Raw genomic sequence first — 14,982 nt, forward strand, 5'->3', positions numbered from 1 at the left:
GTGAGGATCGCGGGGGCCTGTTGCGTCCCCGGCGTCAGGTCACGGGTTCGTGACCTGGACCTGGATGGTGCCGTCGGCGTTCTCCGCGGTGACCTTGGCGGTCACTCCGACTCCGGCGACCTTCACGGAGTTCTGCTCGTTGGCAGCACTCCAGTAGGCCTCGGGGTTGGTGTCGTTGAACGTCGGGACACCGGCGACGGACGGAGCACACGCGGCGAGCGTGTCGTGTCCGCCGGCCGTCGCCACCTGCTTGTGCAGGCAGACCTCGTCGGTCGCCGAGATGCCGAAGGTGGCATCGAACGGCTCGCGGCGATTGCTCGGGCTGGAGCCGTCGGGGTACGTCAGCGAGTCCGGTCGTACGTCGACCGGCAGGGCGTAGCCCCCGCCCGGGTGGGCACTCGTGTTGTTGTCGGCGTAGGCCATGTCGACGAGCCAGACGAGCATGCCGTTCTGGTAGGCGAAGTGCTCCACCCAGTCGGGTCGCGTGATGCCCTCGGAGAAGTTGTACGGCCCCACCTGGAGGGTGCTGTCGTACCCGACGTACTGCCGGTTCTCGATGAGGTAGTAGCGCGGCGTCGTCTTGGTCTCCGTGCCGGTCGAGGCGGTGAAGCCCTTGACCGTCCAGCCGTTGGCGCCGTTCTCTGCGCCGTCGGTGAACGCCTTGCTCTGGCCCTTGATCGAGACGTTGTCGATGAAGGCTCCTGCTTCGTTGACACCACCGTCGGTGGCGTAGCGGAAGCGGAAGATCGATGCCTTCGCCTTCGAGCCGATGGAGTAGCTCCACCGGTGTGAGGTCCAGTCCGCGTTGCCGGTGATGGCCTTGATCTGGGTCCAGCTGCTGCCGCCGTCGACGGAGTACTCGGCGTAGAGGAAGTCGTAGTCCTCCTCGATCTGGTTCCAGATGTCAGCGCTCACCTGCACCGCCTTCGACGGTGGAACTGCCCGGGTCAGTGTGTGGACCAGGTTGTCGCCGCGGCCGGAGTACCAGGAGTACTTCCCCCGGCGAGCCTTCGTGTACACGTTCGTGGTGGTCTTGTCGGGCAGGTTGACCTTGATCGCCTGGTCCTGGCCGACGGCCGTCTCCTGCGACGGGGACAGCGTGAAGCTGCCGTTCTGGCCGGGGTTGACCTCGCTGTAGTCGAGCCAGCCGAGGTAGTACTTCTCCTCCGGACCCATCATGCCGGGCGTGGTGCCGATCGACTCCTGACCGTGGTTCAGCCACGAGCCCGAGGACATCAGCGTCCAGAAGCCGGTGCCGTTCTCGCCACCCGCGGTGTCGTAGAAGTCCGGGAGCTCCAGGTCGTGGCCGTACTCGTGCGCGAAGACACCGAGTCCGCCGTTCTCCGGCTCGACGGTGTAGTCGCCGATGAAGTACTTCGAGTCACCGACCTGGGCGCCGCCGTACAGGTTCTGGCTGTCGCCAACGGTCGGGCCGGTCTGGCCGTAGAGGTTGCCGTTGACGTACCAGCGGTGCGACCAGATGGCGTCGTCGCCCGACCCGGCCTCTTCGCCGCCGCCGGCGTGGACTGCCTGGAAGTGGTCGATGTAGCCGTCGGCCTCGTTGAAGTCGCCGTCGCCGTCGAAGTCGTAGCGGTCCCACTCGTCGAACTGCGCGAGGTAGGCGTCGATCTGGGCAGGCGTCTTGCCCGCAGCGGCCTGTGCGGCGTACCAGGCGTCAGCGGTGTCGGCGATGAAGGCCCACGAGCCGCCGTCGTCCTCGACCGCGTTGTCGCCGTAGGTGGAGGCGTTGCCGGGGACGGTCACCCAGTCCTCGGTCGTGACGGTGACGTCGTAGCGACCGCTGGAGACCTCCTTGTAGTAGTTCCTGAACGACTCGCCGTCGCCGTTGAACATCTCGTCGTAGTGCGCCTTGTTGAAGTCCGGCACCCACTCCGTGGAGTTGTCGACCGCGCGGTCCGGTTCGGCGATCTCGTTGTGCTGCGGTCCCGGGTCGGTGCCCTGGGCCGGCACGCTGGCCGTGCCGAACTGGCCGAGCAGGGTGAGGATCTTGTCGCTCCTCTCGACCGGGAACTCGACGTACTCGCCGGTGGCGAGCTTCACGGTCGCGCCGCCGTCGGCCCGCTGCTGGAGACGGGCGCTGCCGTTCTCCACCAGCTCGAGCGCCTTGCGCATCTCGCGACGCTGCTCGTGGGTCTTGGGACCGGGCCGATCGTGCTTCTTGGCGTGCGCCGGGCGCTGCTTCGCAGGGCCGTCGGCGGGCGTGTCGGCCTGGGCCGGTTGCAACATTGCGCCACCGAGGGCGATGGTTGCGGCGCCGGCGAGCAAGCCGGATGCCAGTTTCTTCACAGATGCCTCCGAGAAATAATGGTGAGAGGGCACCGAAAAGTCATGGAAGACGGAACGTCGCCCGAGACCTGCAGATTTTCGGCGTCCGTCGGTACCTCACACGTAAATCACTGTCGGACGCAAGGGTTGGACGAAAATTTGCACAATGCGTTACCAGGCAGCCTGCAACCCGCGAACCCCACAAGTCCCGCGCGTAACCCCGGGCGCGTTCTTCTCGTTGGTCAAGACATCGTGGTCCTGATGTCCCGGACCACCGCGAATCGGTCAGAGCGTTCACCGCACCGAGGGAGCAACTGAGAGCCCCGTCCTCACGGATGGGGCTCTCGGCGTTGGTGGGTGCGAACCGGTTAGATGGACGCGTGGACGAGGGGTACGTCGAGACGCTGCTCGACCTGGTCGAGCGGATCCCGCCCGGTCGGGTGACGACGTACGGCGCGCTGGCGGCCGTCGCAGGGGGAGGCCCCCGGCAGGTTGGTTCGGTGATGGCGAGGTACGGCGCCCCGGTGCCGTGGTGGCGGGTGGTCCGTGCCGATGGCACTCTCCCGCCGAGCCACGACGACCGGGCCCGTGCGCACTACCTCGACGAGGACACGCCGCTGAAGGTCAGCGGCGGCCTCGACATGCCGCGGGCGTTCTGGGATCCCGCGACGGGGGACTGACGGTGGTGGTCGCTCAGGCCAGGGCGGCGATGGCGGCGTCGTAGTTCGGCTCGGTGCCGATCTCGGGGACGAGCTCGGTGTAGAGGACCGAACCGTCGGCGTCGACGACCACGACGGAGCGGGCGAGCAGGCCCTCGAACTTGCCGTCGACGAGCTTCACGCCGTAGTCGTCACCGAAGGAGGTACGGAAACCCGAACCGACCTGGACGTTCTCGATGCCCTCGGCGCCGCAGAAGCGGGCCTGGGCGAACGGGAGGTCCTGCGAGACGTTGATGACGGTGGTGTTCTCGAGGCCCGAGGCGAGCTCGTTGAACTTGCGCACGCTCGCGGCGCAGATGCCGGTGTCGATGCTCGGGAAGATGTTGAGCACCGCGCGGGAACCCTCGGGGAGGGTGACCGTGCTGAAGTCGGAACCGACGAGCGAGAAGGACGGGGCGGGGGCGCCGACGGCGGGAAGTTCGCCGACGGTCGAGACGGGGTTGCCGCCGAGTGCAGTGGTAGCCATGCCCTTTGTCTAGCAGGTCAGTAGTCGACGGTCACCGGCGAGGGTCACCGGCGAGGGTCACCGGAGACGGCCGAGATAGCCGACCGCCTTGCGGACCTCCAGCAGTTGGCGCTCCCACGTGATGCCGACGATGGTGAGCAGCGCGCCGGCGAGACCGATCCAGACCCACTTCGGGAAGTCGCCCGCGTAGGGGCCGATCTCGCGGAACACCACGATGGCGCCGACAGTGGCCCCGACCATGAGCGGTGCGCTCCAGCGCAGGGCCGCGCCCGTGAGGGTGAGTGCGAGGCAGGCCCCGCCGAGGATCAGTGCGCGGATCGACAGCGGGTCGTTGAGCACCCACAGCAGTGACGGGATGGTGCCGAGCAAGAGGCCGGGCAGCAGCGCCTCGGCGGTTCCGACCTCGTCCGACCTCTGCATCCGCCACAGGCCGAAGCCGAGCAGCGCGAGGGCGAGCGGGAGTGTGTAGGCCTCGGGTGCCTCCACGTCGAGGTCGGCCAGTCGGACCCAGGTGGCGAGCAGCAGGAGCGCCCCGCCGATCCAGGCGCCGAGGCGACGCGACTCGTGGATCAAGGCGCTCGCGCAGAACAGGAAGCCGGCAACGGTCAACCACAGCGCGGTGTACCCACCGACGTCCGTGGTCTCGGCGCCCGAGATCGGGAACGTGAGGACCGCTACGGCGAGGGCCGGCAGTTCGATCTCGAGGCGCGGCCGCGCCAGGGCGAGGAGACCGACGGCGAGGAGGACCGGAATCGCGACCCACGCGGCGTCGCCGCCAGCGGCGTAGACGGTCGCGCTGGTCGCGAGGCCGAGGAACGGTGCGGCCGCGAGGGAGCCGATGACACGTACGGCCTCGGAGCCGCGCAGGGCAAGCACGACCGCGGCTGCAGTGGCCAGACCGGCGACGATGGCCGCCATCGGGGCGCTGGGGACGGCTGCGATCGAGGCTGCCGCGGCGCTGATCATCGCGGCGACGCTCAGCCCGACGGCCCGGCCTCCGGTTGCGGTCAGCGCCGCGACCGTGGTGCCGAGTGCCACGAGGGTGAGTACGGCGACCGGCAGGGCCAGCGTGACGTCGTACGACGCGAGGGTGGCGGCGGCGCCGAGGCCGGCCACGATCGCGGCGACCTGGGCCCAGATGCCGAGGTGGTCGCGGCGGCGGGCCGAGACGAGCAGGGCGACGAAGGCGATCGGAATGATCAGGGACGGGACCAGGAGCAGCGGCTCGGTCTCCGGATTGGTGCCGCCGATGGTGAGGTCGAAGCGACGCTCGAAGCCGGTCGAGAGGTCCGCCCAGCGGGCGAAGGCGATCGCCACGGTGACCAGCGACAGCGAGAGGAGGATCGCGCTGCCGACCGCCGACGGCGCGATGGCAATCGCGCGGAAGGACCGCGGCAGGAGCCCGAGGGCCAGTACCCACGCTGCAGTGACGGCGACGGCGACCAGTCCGACCGTCGTGGTGTCGGTGTCGACGCTCGGCAGGGTGACGACGACCGTCATCACCATGGCGGCGCAACTGGCGCCGGCGAGGAGGAGTCCGCGATCGCGGAGGATCAGGCCGGGGGCGAGCAGGACTGCGGCGGAGACCAGGAGCGACCAACCGGAGCCGTCGATCCAGAGCTGGTGGAGGTCGGGTTCCGACAGGGCGTCAGCGAGGGCGAGGCCGCTGGCACCGAGCCAGGCGAAGGACCCGGCAATCGTCTGGCTCCAGGCGAGCACCGGCACGTTCTGCCAACGGGCGAGCAGGACGATGCCGAGGGCCAGCGCGGTGAACGCGTGGCCGATGACGAGCTGGTGTTCGGTGACGTCGAGGGCGCCGAAGTAGGCGACTGCGGTACCGATGCCGGCAATGACGTGGGGAGCGACGAGACGAGGCTCGTCGCCGACGCGGATCAGACCGAGCACGATGCCGGCGGCCGCGACGACGAGTCCGGCCACGCAGGCCGTGACCCCGTCACCTCCGTCACCGAGCCACCCGGACGCACCCGCTCCGAACACGTCGAGGGCCAACAGGCCCAGCGCAACGACGATCAGTGACTCGCCGGCGATGCGCAGGCCGGCGCGGTGCAGGAGCAGGGCCGAGGTGCCGGCGGTCAGGGTCAGGCCTGCGAGCACTGCCGTACGGCCACCGACGCCCAGGGCCGACCAGGAAACGGCCAGGAAGATGACAGCCGCGACGAGCAGGCAGAAGGCACCGAGGCCGAGCAGGATCTTCGGGACCGACGCGGACGCGACACCGCGACGCTGCGGAGCGCCAGGAACGGGGGCGGCCGGGTACGACGGGAGCGGCGGTGCCGGAGGCGCGGGAGGCCGGGCCGGCCCGGCCGGTCCCGGCGGGGGCGGTACGGCGCGTTTCGGCACCGTGACCGCACCCGGAGGTACCAGCGGGCCACCGAGCGGGGCCGACGCTGCGACCGGAGCAGCGGCGGGGGCAGCGGCCGGCTTTCCGTGGAACTCGGTGCTGACCGTGCGGAGCTCGACCACCAGTTCGTCCGCGCGACGCAGCGTGCGGAACAGGTCGACGGCGAGCGGGTGCCGGACGAGCAATTGGCACGTGGGGCAGACCGGAACGCCCGCGGGCAGCGGCGACCGGCAGTCGGGGCACAGGGCGGGATCGGCGTAGCGCATGGCTCCATTGAGCCAGACGAGCCTCCGAACAGGCATGACCGCGCGACTCACTCGCGTTGAGTCGTCGTACTCATCTCTCCACAGGCATACCGCCGGTCTGGGGAGAAACGCGGTGTTTCTGTGGAGGGCGCCGGGCGTGTCTGTGGACGACACGCCGACGATCGGTGGAGGACGAAAAACATTGGGGAAACCGGGAGGAAACCCCTTGCCAAGGTTGTCTGGACCGGCGTAGAACTTCTCCCACGCACTCCTCCGGGAGAGCGGGATCGCCGGAAGGCAAAGATCCAACCGGCCCTACCGGAACCCTTCGGGGTGAAGGTGAGGCGGCCCCTCACGGGGACGCTGGCCGCACGAGCCGGGTGACGAGGCGAGTGGGATCAGACGCAGAAGGAGATCGATCGGGAGCGTCACCAGTACCGATCAACCGAAGGGCCCTTGTGACTCATACTCACGAGGGCCCTTCACCTTTTCGCGGCATGAGCGATGTCCTCGGGCACGGGTGTTGTCCCTCGAGGGCGCTTCGGATCGTCGTTGTCGGCGTCAATCATGCAAAACCGCAGGCTCTGCAACAAACCGGACGCCGGCGACGGCGGTCCGCTCCTAAGCCAGCGAGGGACAACACCAGGGCCCGAGGACGTCGCCCGGCAGACTTGGGGCATGGAGCGACCGGAGTTGGCGACGAAGTTCGACCTGGAGCCCCACCCGGAGGGTGGGTGGTACCGGCAGACGTGGGTGTCGCCGGAGACGGTGACGTTGCCCGACGGGCGGGTGCGGGCGACGGCGACGTTGATCTACTTCCTGCTGCCCGCGGGGGAGTCGTCGGCGTGGCACCGGGTGGCCTCGGACGAGACCTGGCTGGCCCACACGGGGGTCGTGACGGTCGAGCTGGGTGGGGACGGGGCGGTACCGGATGCCGCGGTCGGGATGCGCCTGGTGGTCGGGGCCGACGTACCGCAGGGGCTGGTTCCAGCGGGGGTGTGGCAACGGACGCTGCCGTCGGATGCCGATGCTCTGGTGAGCTGCCTGGTGTCGCCGGGGTTCGACTTCGCGGACTTCGAACTGGCATGATGCCGCCCGGGGATGTGTCGGGCCGGGATGGTTGAGTGACGCCCGTGGAGCAAGCGAGCGGACCGGTCAGCTATCGCCTGGTGACGCCCCCGCCCGCAGGTCCGCCGCCCGAGCTCGATGAGCACCAGCGTCAGGTCGTCGACCACGCTGGTGGTCCGTTGCTGGTGTTGGCGGGTCCCGGCACGGGGAAGACGACCACGCTCGTCGAGGCGATCGTCGACCGCATCGAGGTGCGCGGTGCCCATCCCGACCAGGTGCTCGCACTGACGTTCTCCCGCAAGGCCGCCGACCAGTTGCGCGACCGGGTCAGCGCGCGGCTCGGACGCACGACCGGTCCGCAACTGAGCTCGACCTTCCACTCCTTCGCCTACGCCCTCGTACGCCGCTACGCGCCGGCCGAGTTGTACGAAGCGCCGTTGCGTCTGTTGTCCGCACCCGAGCAGGACGTCGTACTCCGGGAACTGCTGGCCGACCACCCGGAGTCGGTCCGATGGCCGGACCGGTTCCGGCAGGCGATGGCGACGCGCGGGTTCGCCCGCGAGGTGCACTCCGTCCTGGCCCGGGCCCGGGAGAAGGGCTTGGACGGGAGGGACCTCGAGGCACTCGGCGTGGCCCACGACCTCGACGAGTACGTCGCCGCCGGGCTCTTCCTCGAGCAGTATCTCGATTCCCTCGACAGCCTCGGCGCGATCGACTACCCCGACCTGATCAGGCGGGCGGCGATCGAGGCAGCGGAGCACCGCAACGAACTCCGTGCGCAGTTCCGCCACGTGTTCGTCGACGAGTACCAGGACACCGACCCCGGCCAGGTGGCGCTGCTGCAGGCACTCGCAGGCGACGGGCGCGACCTCGTCGTGGTCGGCGATCCGCACCAGTCGATCTACGCGTTCCGCGGTGCCGAGGTGCGCGGGATCCTCGAGTTCCCGACCGAGTTCCCGACGGCTGAGGGCCGCCCCGCCGACGTCGTGGCGCTGCGTACGACGCGCCGGTTCGGCCCCGAACTGCTGGCGGGGTCACAGCGGATCGCCGCGCGGCTGCCGTTGCACGGTTCGATCCCGGGGGCCGCGCGCAACGCGTTCCTCTCGCCCCAGGCACCGGCCGGCCTGGCCGGGGCGCTGGAGGTCCGGACGTTCGACACCGAGCGGGCCGAGGTCGAGCACCTGGCCGACCTGCTGCGCCGGGCCCACCTCGAGGACGACGTGCCGTGGGACGAGATGGCGGTGCTGGTGCGCTCGGGGCGCGCCTCGCTGCCGGCGCTGCGACGGGGACTGGCCGCCGCTGGCGTACCCGTCGACGTGGCGCGCGACGAGATCCCGCTGGTCCAGGAGGCCGCGGTCGCCTCGATGCTGGCCGCGCTGCGCGCCGTTGCAGATCCCGGAATCGAAGGGGTCGAGGACCTGCTCACGGGTCCGCTGGGCGGGCTCGATGCGACCGAGGTGCGCGCGCTGACCCGTGGGTTGCGTGCGGACGCCCCGGAGCGGCCGGCACGGGAACTGCTTCGCGATGCGGTGTTCGACCCCGCAGCGACCGGGCTCGGGGGCCGGATGGCCGCAGCGCGTGAGCTCCATGCGGCCGGCGCCCGGGCCGAGGCCCTCCTGTGGGCGCTGTGGGACGGTTCGCCCTGGCAGGAGCGGCTCACGGCGTCGATTGCCCGCGGAGGTCCCGGTGCGCGTCTGGCCCACCGCGACCTCGACGCGCTCTGTGCCCTGTTCGAGGTCGTGTCGAGGGTCGAGGAGCAGCGCGGCCACACGAGCGTCGAGACGTTCCTCGAGACGCTCCTCGCGCAGGAGATTCCGGCCGACACGCTTGCCGAGCGCGGCGTCCGTGGGGCCTCGGTCCGTCTGATGACGGCCCACCGTGCGAAGGGCCTGGAGTGGCGGCTGGTCGTCGTCACGCACGTCCAGGAGCAGGTCTGGCCAGACCTGCGGCTGCGCGGTTCGTTGCTCGGGGCCGATCGGATCGGTGCCCACGGGCTGCTCGATCCGCCCACCCGAGGCGCCCTGCTGGCCGAGGAGCGACGCCTGTTCTACGTCGCGGCGACCCGGGCCCGGCAGCGTCTTGTCGTCACGGCGGTCAAGTCACCCGATCCCGACGGTGAACAGCCCTCGCGCTTCCTCGACGAACTGCAGCCCACCGACGAGGACGGTCAGACGGCGCGCCATGTCGTCGGCAGGCCGCGCCGGCCACTGTCGCTCGCGGGGCTGGTGTCCGAGCTCCGCCAGGTGGTCGCCGATCCGGACAGCCCGGAGTCCTTGCGGACGGCCGCGGCCGAACGCCTGCACCTGCTGGCTGGTGCCGACGTGGGTGGCCGCCCCGCGGCGCCGTACGCCGATCCCTCCACGTGGTGGGGCCTGCGGTCCTCGAGCCGCAGCATCGTCCCGATCCGACCCGGCGAGAAGCCGGTCTCGCTGTCGGCCAGCGCCCTGTCGGGACTGCTGGAGTGCCCGGCCAAATGGTTCCTGGAGCGGGAGGCCGGCGGCTCACGGGTCAGCTCGACCAACCAGGGCTTCGGCACCATCGTCCACGCGTTGGCGGACCGGCTCCACAAGGGCGAGGTGCAGCCCGACATCGACGAGCTGATGACCCATGTCGACGAGGTGTGGGGGCGCATGGAGTTCCGCACGCCGTGGAGTGCGACGCGTGAACGGGTCGCGATCCACGACTGCCTGCAGCGCTTCCTCGGTTGGCACGGCCACCCCGGTGCCCGGATGGTGCTGGCCACTGAGCAGAAGGTCCGCGCGACCGTGCAGCTTGCCGACGGCACGGCCGTGACACTGACCGGCGAGGCCGACCGGCTCGAGCTCGACGAGTCCGGCAACGTCGTCGTGGTGGACCTCAAGACGGGCAAGTACGGCCCGACGAAGAAGGAGATCGCCGAGCACCCGCAGCTCGGTCTGTACCAGCTGGCCGTCGACAACGGTGCTCTCGACGGGCTCGAGGGTGTCCCGGCAGGTGCCCGCGCCGGCGGTGCCGAACTGATCCAGCTCCGCCTCGGCAAGGACCTGCCGCGTGTGGACAGCCAGGGCGAACCGACGTTGATCCACGACCAGCTCTCCGAGGCCGTCGCGGCGGTTCGCGCTGAGGAGTTCGTCGCCCGGCCCTCGCCCAACCCCAAGAGCGGCCACTGCCGCTACTGCTCGTTCCAGGCCATCTGCCCGGCCTTCGCCACCGGATCGGTGCTGTCATGAAGTACTCCACGCCAGAGGACCTCCGGAAGCTGATGGGCGTCGACTGGACGTTCAGTGAGGAGCAGTTCGCGGCCGTCACCGCTGACCTTGCGCCCGGCGTGATCATCGCGGGAGCCGGCTCCGGCAAGACCGCGGTGATGGCTGCCCGGGTTCTCTGGCTGGTCGCGAACGGCGTCGTCGAGGCCGAGCAGGTGCTCGGCCTCACCTTCACCACCAAGGCCACCGGCGAACTGCAGCACCGGATCCGCGACTCCCTGCTGCGTGCGGGCCTGCTGGGCGCGCACCGTCCGGTCGACGAGGAGAACGACGAGCCAACCGTCGCGACGTACCACTCCTATGCCTCGAACCTGCTGCGCGAGCACGGCCTGCGGATCGGGCACGAGCCCGACACCCGGTTGATCGCCGATGCCCAGAGGTTCCAGCTCGCCGCGCGTGCGATCGGCCGGTACGACGGCACGATCGAGCTGCTCAGCGACCACCCGGACACGGTCATCTCGGCGCTCCTCGCCCTCGACGCGGAGATGTCGGAACACCTCCGCACCCCTGCAATGGTGCGCGAGCGCGATCGACTCGACCGGGCCGCCTTCGCCACCGAAGTGGTGACCAGCCGCGCGAAGAAGCCGCTGACCGAGGCGATGAACGTGATCGACCGGAGAACCGAACTGCTCGGCCTCGTCCAGGCCTATCGCGACCTCAAGGCCGAGCTCGGCCTGATGGACTTCTCCGACCAGATTGCCCTCGTGGCGCAGTTGGCCGAGGAACACCCCGAGGTCGGTGCGGCCGAGCGCGAGGCGTTCCGGGTGGTGCTGCTCGACGAGTACCAGGACACGTCGGTGGCCCAGGCGCTCATGCTGCGCCGCTTGTACGGCGGTGGCCATCCGGTGATGGCCGTCGGCGACCCGAACCAGGCGATCTACGGCTGGCGCGGTGCGTCGGTCTCGAACATCCTCCAGTTCAACACCGACTTCCCGGCACACGACGGTCCGGCGGCGACGTACCAGTTGGCGACCAACCGGCGCTCCGACCGGCACATCCTCGACGTGGCCAACCACCTCGCTACGCCGCTGTACGCCGCCGCGCGCAATGTCGTACGTCTCGAGGCCAAGGACGAGGCCGGCGACGGCGAGGTGCGGGCCTGCGTGCACGACACCTACGACGACGAGCTCGCATGGCTGGCCAAGGAGGTCGCCGGCGCGCATCTGGCCGGCACGGAGTGGAAGGAGATCGGCGTCCTGGTGCGCGACAACCGCCATGCCGCCGACGTCTTCGACGCCTTGACCGCTGTCGAGATCCCGGTCGAGATCGTCGGCCTCAAGGGCTTGCTCCGGCTGCCCGAGGTCTCCGAAGTGCTCGCCAGCCTGACCCTCGTCCACGACGTGACGGCCAACGCAGCGTTGTTGACACTGCTGACGGGGCCGCGCTGGCAGATCGGGCTGCGCGACCTCGCGCTCCTGGGTAGTCGTGCAGGCGAGCTCTCCGGTGGCCGTCCGGTGCGTCCCGACGAGTTGCGCGAGCAGTTGGCGCAGGCCGTCGCCGCCGGCGACCCGATCGAGGTGGCAGCGCTGTGCGATGCGCTCGAGTCACCGGGGGAGGCCAGTTACTCGCCGGAGGCGCGCGAGCGCTTCGCGATGCTGGCCAAGGAGCTCCGCCGCCTGCGCACGGCCGCAGGAGAGCCGGTGCTCGACCTGGTGCGCCGGATCATCGACGTCACCGGCATCGACGTCGAACTGGCCTCGTCGGTCAGCCCGGCAGCCGCAGCCCGGCGCGACAACCTCGACCTGTTCGTCAAGGCGGTCTCGGAGTTCACCGGCCTCGACGGCCGGACGGACCTGGGTGCGTTGCTGTCGTGGCTGGAGGCCGAGGACGAGACGGGGCAGGGACTCGACGTCGCCGTACCGACCGAGGCCGACTCGGTGAAGCTGCTGACCGTGCACCGCTCGAAGGGCCTGGAATGGGATGTCGTGTTCCTGCCCGGGGTCAGCGCCAAGAAGTTCCCGGTCTCCACGCTGCGTCCGACCTCCGTCTCGACGCCGGGCGCGCTGCCGGTGTCGCTGCGCGGTGACGCCTCCGACATGCCACAGCTGCGCGCACACACTTCCGACGGCCTCAAGGAGTACGACGAGGAGCGCCGTCAGCACCAGCGCCTCGAGGAACTCCGCCTCGGGTATGTCGGCTGGACCCGTGCCCGGCACCGGCTGTTCGTGTCGTGCTGGCGCTTCCGGCCGGGGCTCAAGAACGGGGTGGGCCCCTCGCCGTACCTCGTGGCGACCCGGGAGGCGATGGCCGTCTGGGGTGCCGAACCGGATGCGTGGCTGGAGGAGCCCGTCGGCGAGGAGTCGCCGTACCTCAGCCTCGACCCGGACCTGCCGTGGCCGATCAACCACCACACCCCCGAGGTGCAGCGCCGGATCGCCGCGGCGGAAGCGGTCCGCGCGGCCGGGCCGCCGCAGCCTTCGGACGACCCGGTGGTGCAGCGCTGGGATGCCGAGATCGACCGGTTGCTGACGGAGGCGCGTGCTGAGCGGACCCCCGACCGCGAGGTCGCCCTGCCCGCGACGCTCTCGGCCACGTCGCTGGGACGGCTGCGGGACGACCCCGTGGGGTTTGCGCGGGACCTCGCGCGGCCGATGCCCCGCCCGCCGGCTCCGGCGGCGCGTTTCGGCACCCGCTTCCATGCCTGGGTCGAGGCCAGGTTCGGTCAGCAGGGCCTCTTCGAACCCGATGACCTCCCGGGCCGTGGCGACGCCGGTATCGACGACGACGCGGATCTCAAGGAACTCACCGAACGGTTCGAGACGGGGACCTTCGCCACCCGCGTGCCGGTGGCGATCGAGGCGGCCTTTGCGCTGGTGCTGACCAGCCCGACCGGTGTGCGGCAGATCGTGCGCGGGCGGATCGACGCCGTCTACGAGGAGCCCGACCTTTCGACAGGTTCCGGGCAGCCGGGCTACCTCGTCGTGGACTGGAAGACGAGCGCTCGACAGAACGCCGATCCGCTGCAGTTGGCGCTCTACCGGCTCGCGTGGGCCGAGTTGCACGACGTGCCGGTCGAGCAGGTGCGCGCGGCGTTCTACTACGTCCGCACCGGCGACCTGGTCGTGCACGACGACCTCGCCGACCGGGAAGAGATCGAGAAACTGCTCGGCTGATCGCCGGGGCTGAGGCACCTCGGTCAGGCGCGTTCGACCCGGATCGTCGGCGGCGTGGCGAGCGTCTGCCCGACCACGCAGTACCGCTCCGTCGCCGTGGCCAGGCGGGCCAGAGTGGCGTCGTCCGCATCGGTGTCGAGCGTGAGGGTCACGACGATGTCCTGGACGCCGATCGGTGCCTGACGATCCACGCCGAGCGTCCCGCGGGCGTCCCACCAGGCATCGGCGGCGAGGCGGGCGTCCCGGATCTCGACGCCCATCGACGTCGCGACCGCGCGCAGCGTCACGGCGGCGCAAGCGAGAACGGCCTCGAGCAGCAGGTCGGCCGAGCAGGCATCGGTGCCGTCACCGCCGGCAGCGCTGTGGAGACCGGCGCGGACGGGGCCGGCGAAGCCGTCGACCGTGGCCGTCACCTCGGAGTCGCGGTAATCGCCTCGTGCGTTGGTGGGGATCCGGGCCGTGGTGGGGTCGGACCGGTACTTCTCCTTGAGCGGGGCCTGCGCGGCCCGGAGCGCTGCTGCATCCATGGTTGATCATCGCGTGGATCGCCTCACTAGTCTGCAGGCGTGACCTTTCCGCATCTGGCACTCGCGGCCGACGCTCACGAACGCCACGGCCTGCACCGCAACAACGAGGCCTGGCTGGCAGATCGGTGGGCGGCTCCGGACAGCCGCGTGCTGGTCGTCGCTGGTACCCGGGTCCGTCCCGGGCCCGACGGGCTGGAGTGGGTCTCCGCTGCCGAGGCACCGGACGGCGTACGCGTGTTGCTGGGGGAGCGGGACGGTACGACCTGGTGGGCGGTGATCGCCTCGGGTGACCTGGCGAAGGCCGACGGTGAGACCTGGCTGCCCCTGCGCGGCCTGTTGCCGTTCCTTGCCGGCGAGTCCATTCGTCAGGCACCGCTGGTGTTCCACGCGCTCGGTCTGGCTGAGTGGCACTGGGCGCACCGGTTCTGCCCCCGCTGCGGTGGCACGCTCTCGTCCCGTGCTGCCGGCCATGAACTGATGTGTGACGCCTGCGGGAAGCCGCAGTTCCCGCGGTCGGACCCGGCGGTGATCATGCTGGTGGCGGCCGGGGAACCGGGCAGCGAGGACGAGCGGTGCCTGCTGGGTCGCGGTGCGATGTGGCCCGAGGGCCGGTTCTCCACGCTCGCCGGTTTCTGCGAGCCCGGCGAGAGCCTGGAGGACGCCGTACGACGCGAGGTGCTGGAGGAGACCGGCGTCGAGGTCGGTGAGGTGACCTACTTCGGCAACCAGGCGTGGCCGCTGCCGTCGAGCCTGATGCTCGGTTTCCACGGACGCGCGACGTCCGAGGCCATCCGGCTCGACGACGACGAGGTCGAGGACGCACGGTGGTTCACGCGTGCACAGATGCGTGCCTGCGCTGAGGACGGGTCGCTCGTGCTCCCGGGAGGCGTCTCGATCAGCCGTTCCCTCATCGAGGACTGGTACGGCGGCGCGCTCCCCGGGAGTTGGTGA

The 14,982-nt window shown here is 70.4% G+C and carries 9 protein-coding genes; 5 read left to right on the forward strand and 4 right to left on the reverse strand.

Annotated features, from left to right (window positions below; all coding sequences use genetic code 11):
• Positions 1–39: 39 nt before the first annotated feature.
• On the reverse strand, positions 40–2,307 hold the full coding sequence (locus HRC28_RS10720; protein ID WP_182380068.1) for an immune inhibitor A domain-containing protein: 2,268 nt from the start codon (positions 2,305–2,307) through the stop codon (positions 40–42).
• A gap of 359 nt (positions 2,308–2,666) precedes the next feature.
• Here HRC28_RS10720 and HRC28_RS10725 point away from each other — a divergent pair, with 359 nt between their 5' ends.
• Positions 2,667–2,966: an MGMT family protein gene (locus tag HRC28_RS10725; protein ID WP_237111790.1), complete on the forward strand. Its 300-nt coding sequence runs from the start codon at positions 2,667–2,669 to the stop codon at positions 2,964–2,966.
• A gap of 13 nt (positions 2,967–2,979) precedes the next feature.
• Here the strand turns inward: HRC28_RS10725 and tpx are convergent, their stop codons facing one another.
• Both tpx and HRC28_RS10735 read right to left on the reverse strand, forming a co-directional pair.
• A complete protein-coding gene (gene tpx, locus HRC28_RS10730) occupies positions 2,980–3,471 on the reverse strand; it encodes a thiol peroxidase (RefSeq protein WP_182380070.1) in 492 nt (163 codons plus the stop codon).
• 57 nt (positions 3,472–3,528) lie between these two features.
• Complete coding sequence (locus tag HRC28_RS10735) at positions 3,529–6,135, reverse strand: hypothetical protein (RefSeq protein WP_182380071.1); 2,607 nt, start codon at positions 6,133–6,135, stop codon at positions 3,529–3,531.
• 621 nt (positions 6,136–6,756) lie between these two features.
• Here HRC28_RS10735 and HRC28_RS10740 point away from each other — a divergent pair.
• Genes HRC28_RS10740 through HRC28_RS10750 form a run of 3 tightly spaced genes read left to right on the forward strand, consistent with a single transcriptional unit; the run spans position 6,757 to position 13,504 of the window.
• Entirely contained in the window at positions 6,757–7,167 is a 411-nt protein-coding gene (locus tag HRC28_RS10740; RefSeq protein WP_182380072.1) for a cupin domain-containing protein, read from the forward strand.
• 44 nt (positions 7,168–7,211) lie between these two features.
• The gene (locus HRC28_RS10745) at positions 7,212–10,355 is read left to right on the forward strand and encodes an ATP-dependent DNA helicase (RefSeq protein WP_182380073.1); all 3,144 of its coding nucleotides are present in this window, start codon (positions 7,212–7,214) and stop codon (positions 10,353–10,355) included.
• Entirely contained in the window at positions 10,352–13,504 is a 3,153-nt protein-coding gene (locus tag HRC28_RS10750; RefSeq protein ID WP_182380074.1) for an ATP-dependent DNA helicase, read from the forward strand. The genes HRC28_RS10745 and HRC28_RS10750 overlap by 4 nt, the downstream gene beginning before the upstream one ends.
• Positions 13,505–13,527: 23 nt before the next feature.
• Here the strand turns inward: HRC28_RS10750 and HRC28_RS10755 are convergent, their stop codons facing one another.
• Entirely contained in the window at positions 13,528–14,031 is a 504-nt protein-coding gene (locus HRC28_RS10755) for an OsmC family protein (RefSeq protein WP_182380075.1), read from the reverse strand.
• A 39-nt stretch (positions 14,032–14,070) separates the two neighbouring features.
• On the opposite strand from HRC28_RS10755, the gene nudC reads away from it, so the two are divergent.
• Positions 14,071–14,982 (forward strand): NAD(+) diphosphatase, encoded by a 912-nt coding sequence (gene nudC, locus HRC28_RS10760; RefSeq protein ID WP_182380076.1) that lies wholly within the window; start codon positions 14,071–14,073, stop codon positions 14,980–14,982.

It is taken from the genome of Nocardioides sp. WS12 (assembly GCF_014108865.1).
GTDB lineage: Bacteria > Actinomycetota > Actinomycetes > Propionibacteriales > Nocardioidaceae > Nocardioides.

Bases quoted from the DNA above. Each gene is read 5' to 3' on its own strand.
- HRC28_RS10755 (WP_182380075.1), bottom strand. From the start codon at position 14,031: ATGGATGCAGCAGCGCTCCGGGCCGCGCAGGCCCCGCTCAAGGAGAAG.
- HRC28_RS10735 (WP_182380071.1), bottom strand. From the start codon at position 6,135: ATGCCTGTTCGGAGGCTCGTCTGGCTCAATGGAGCCATGCGCTACGCC.
- tpx (WP_182380070.1), bottom strand. From the start codon at position 3,471: ATGGCTACCACTGCACTCGGCGGCAACCCCGTCTCGACCGTCGGCGAA.
- HRC28_RS10750 (WP_182380074.1), top strand. From the start codon at position 10,352: ATGAAGTACTCCACGCCAGAGGACCTCCGGAAGCTGATGGGCGTCGAC.
- HRC28_RS10740 (WP_182380072.1), top strand. From the start codon at position 6,757: ATGGAGCGACCGGAGTTGGCGACGAAGTTCGACCTGGAGCCCCACCCG.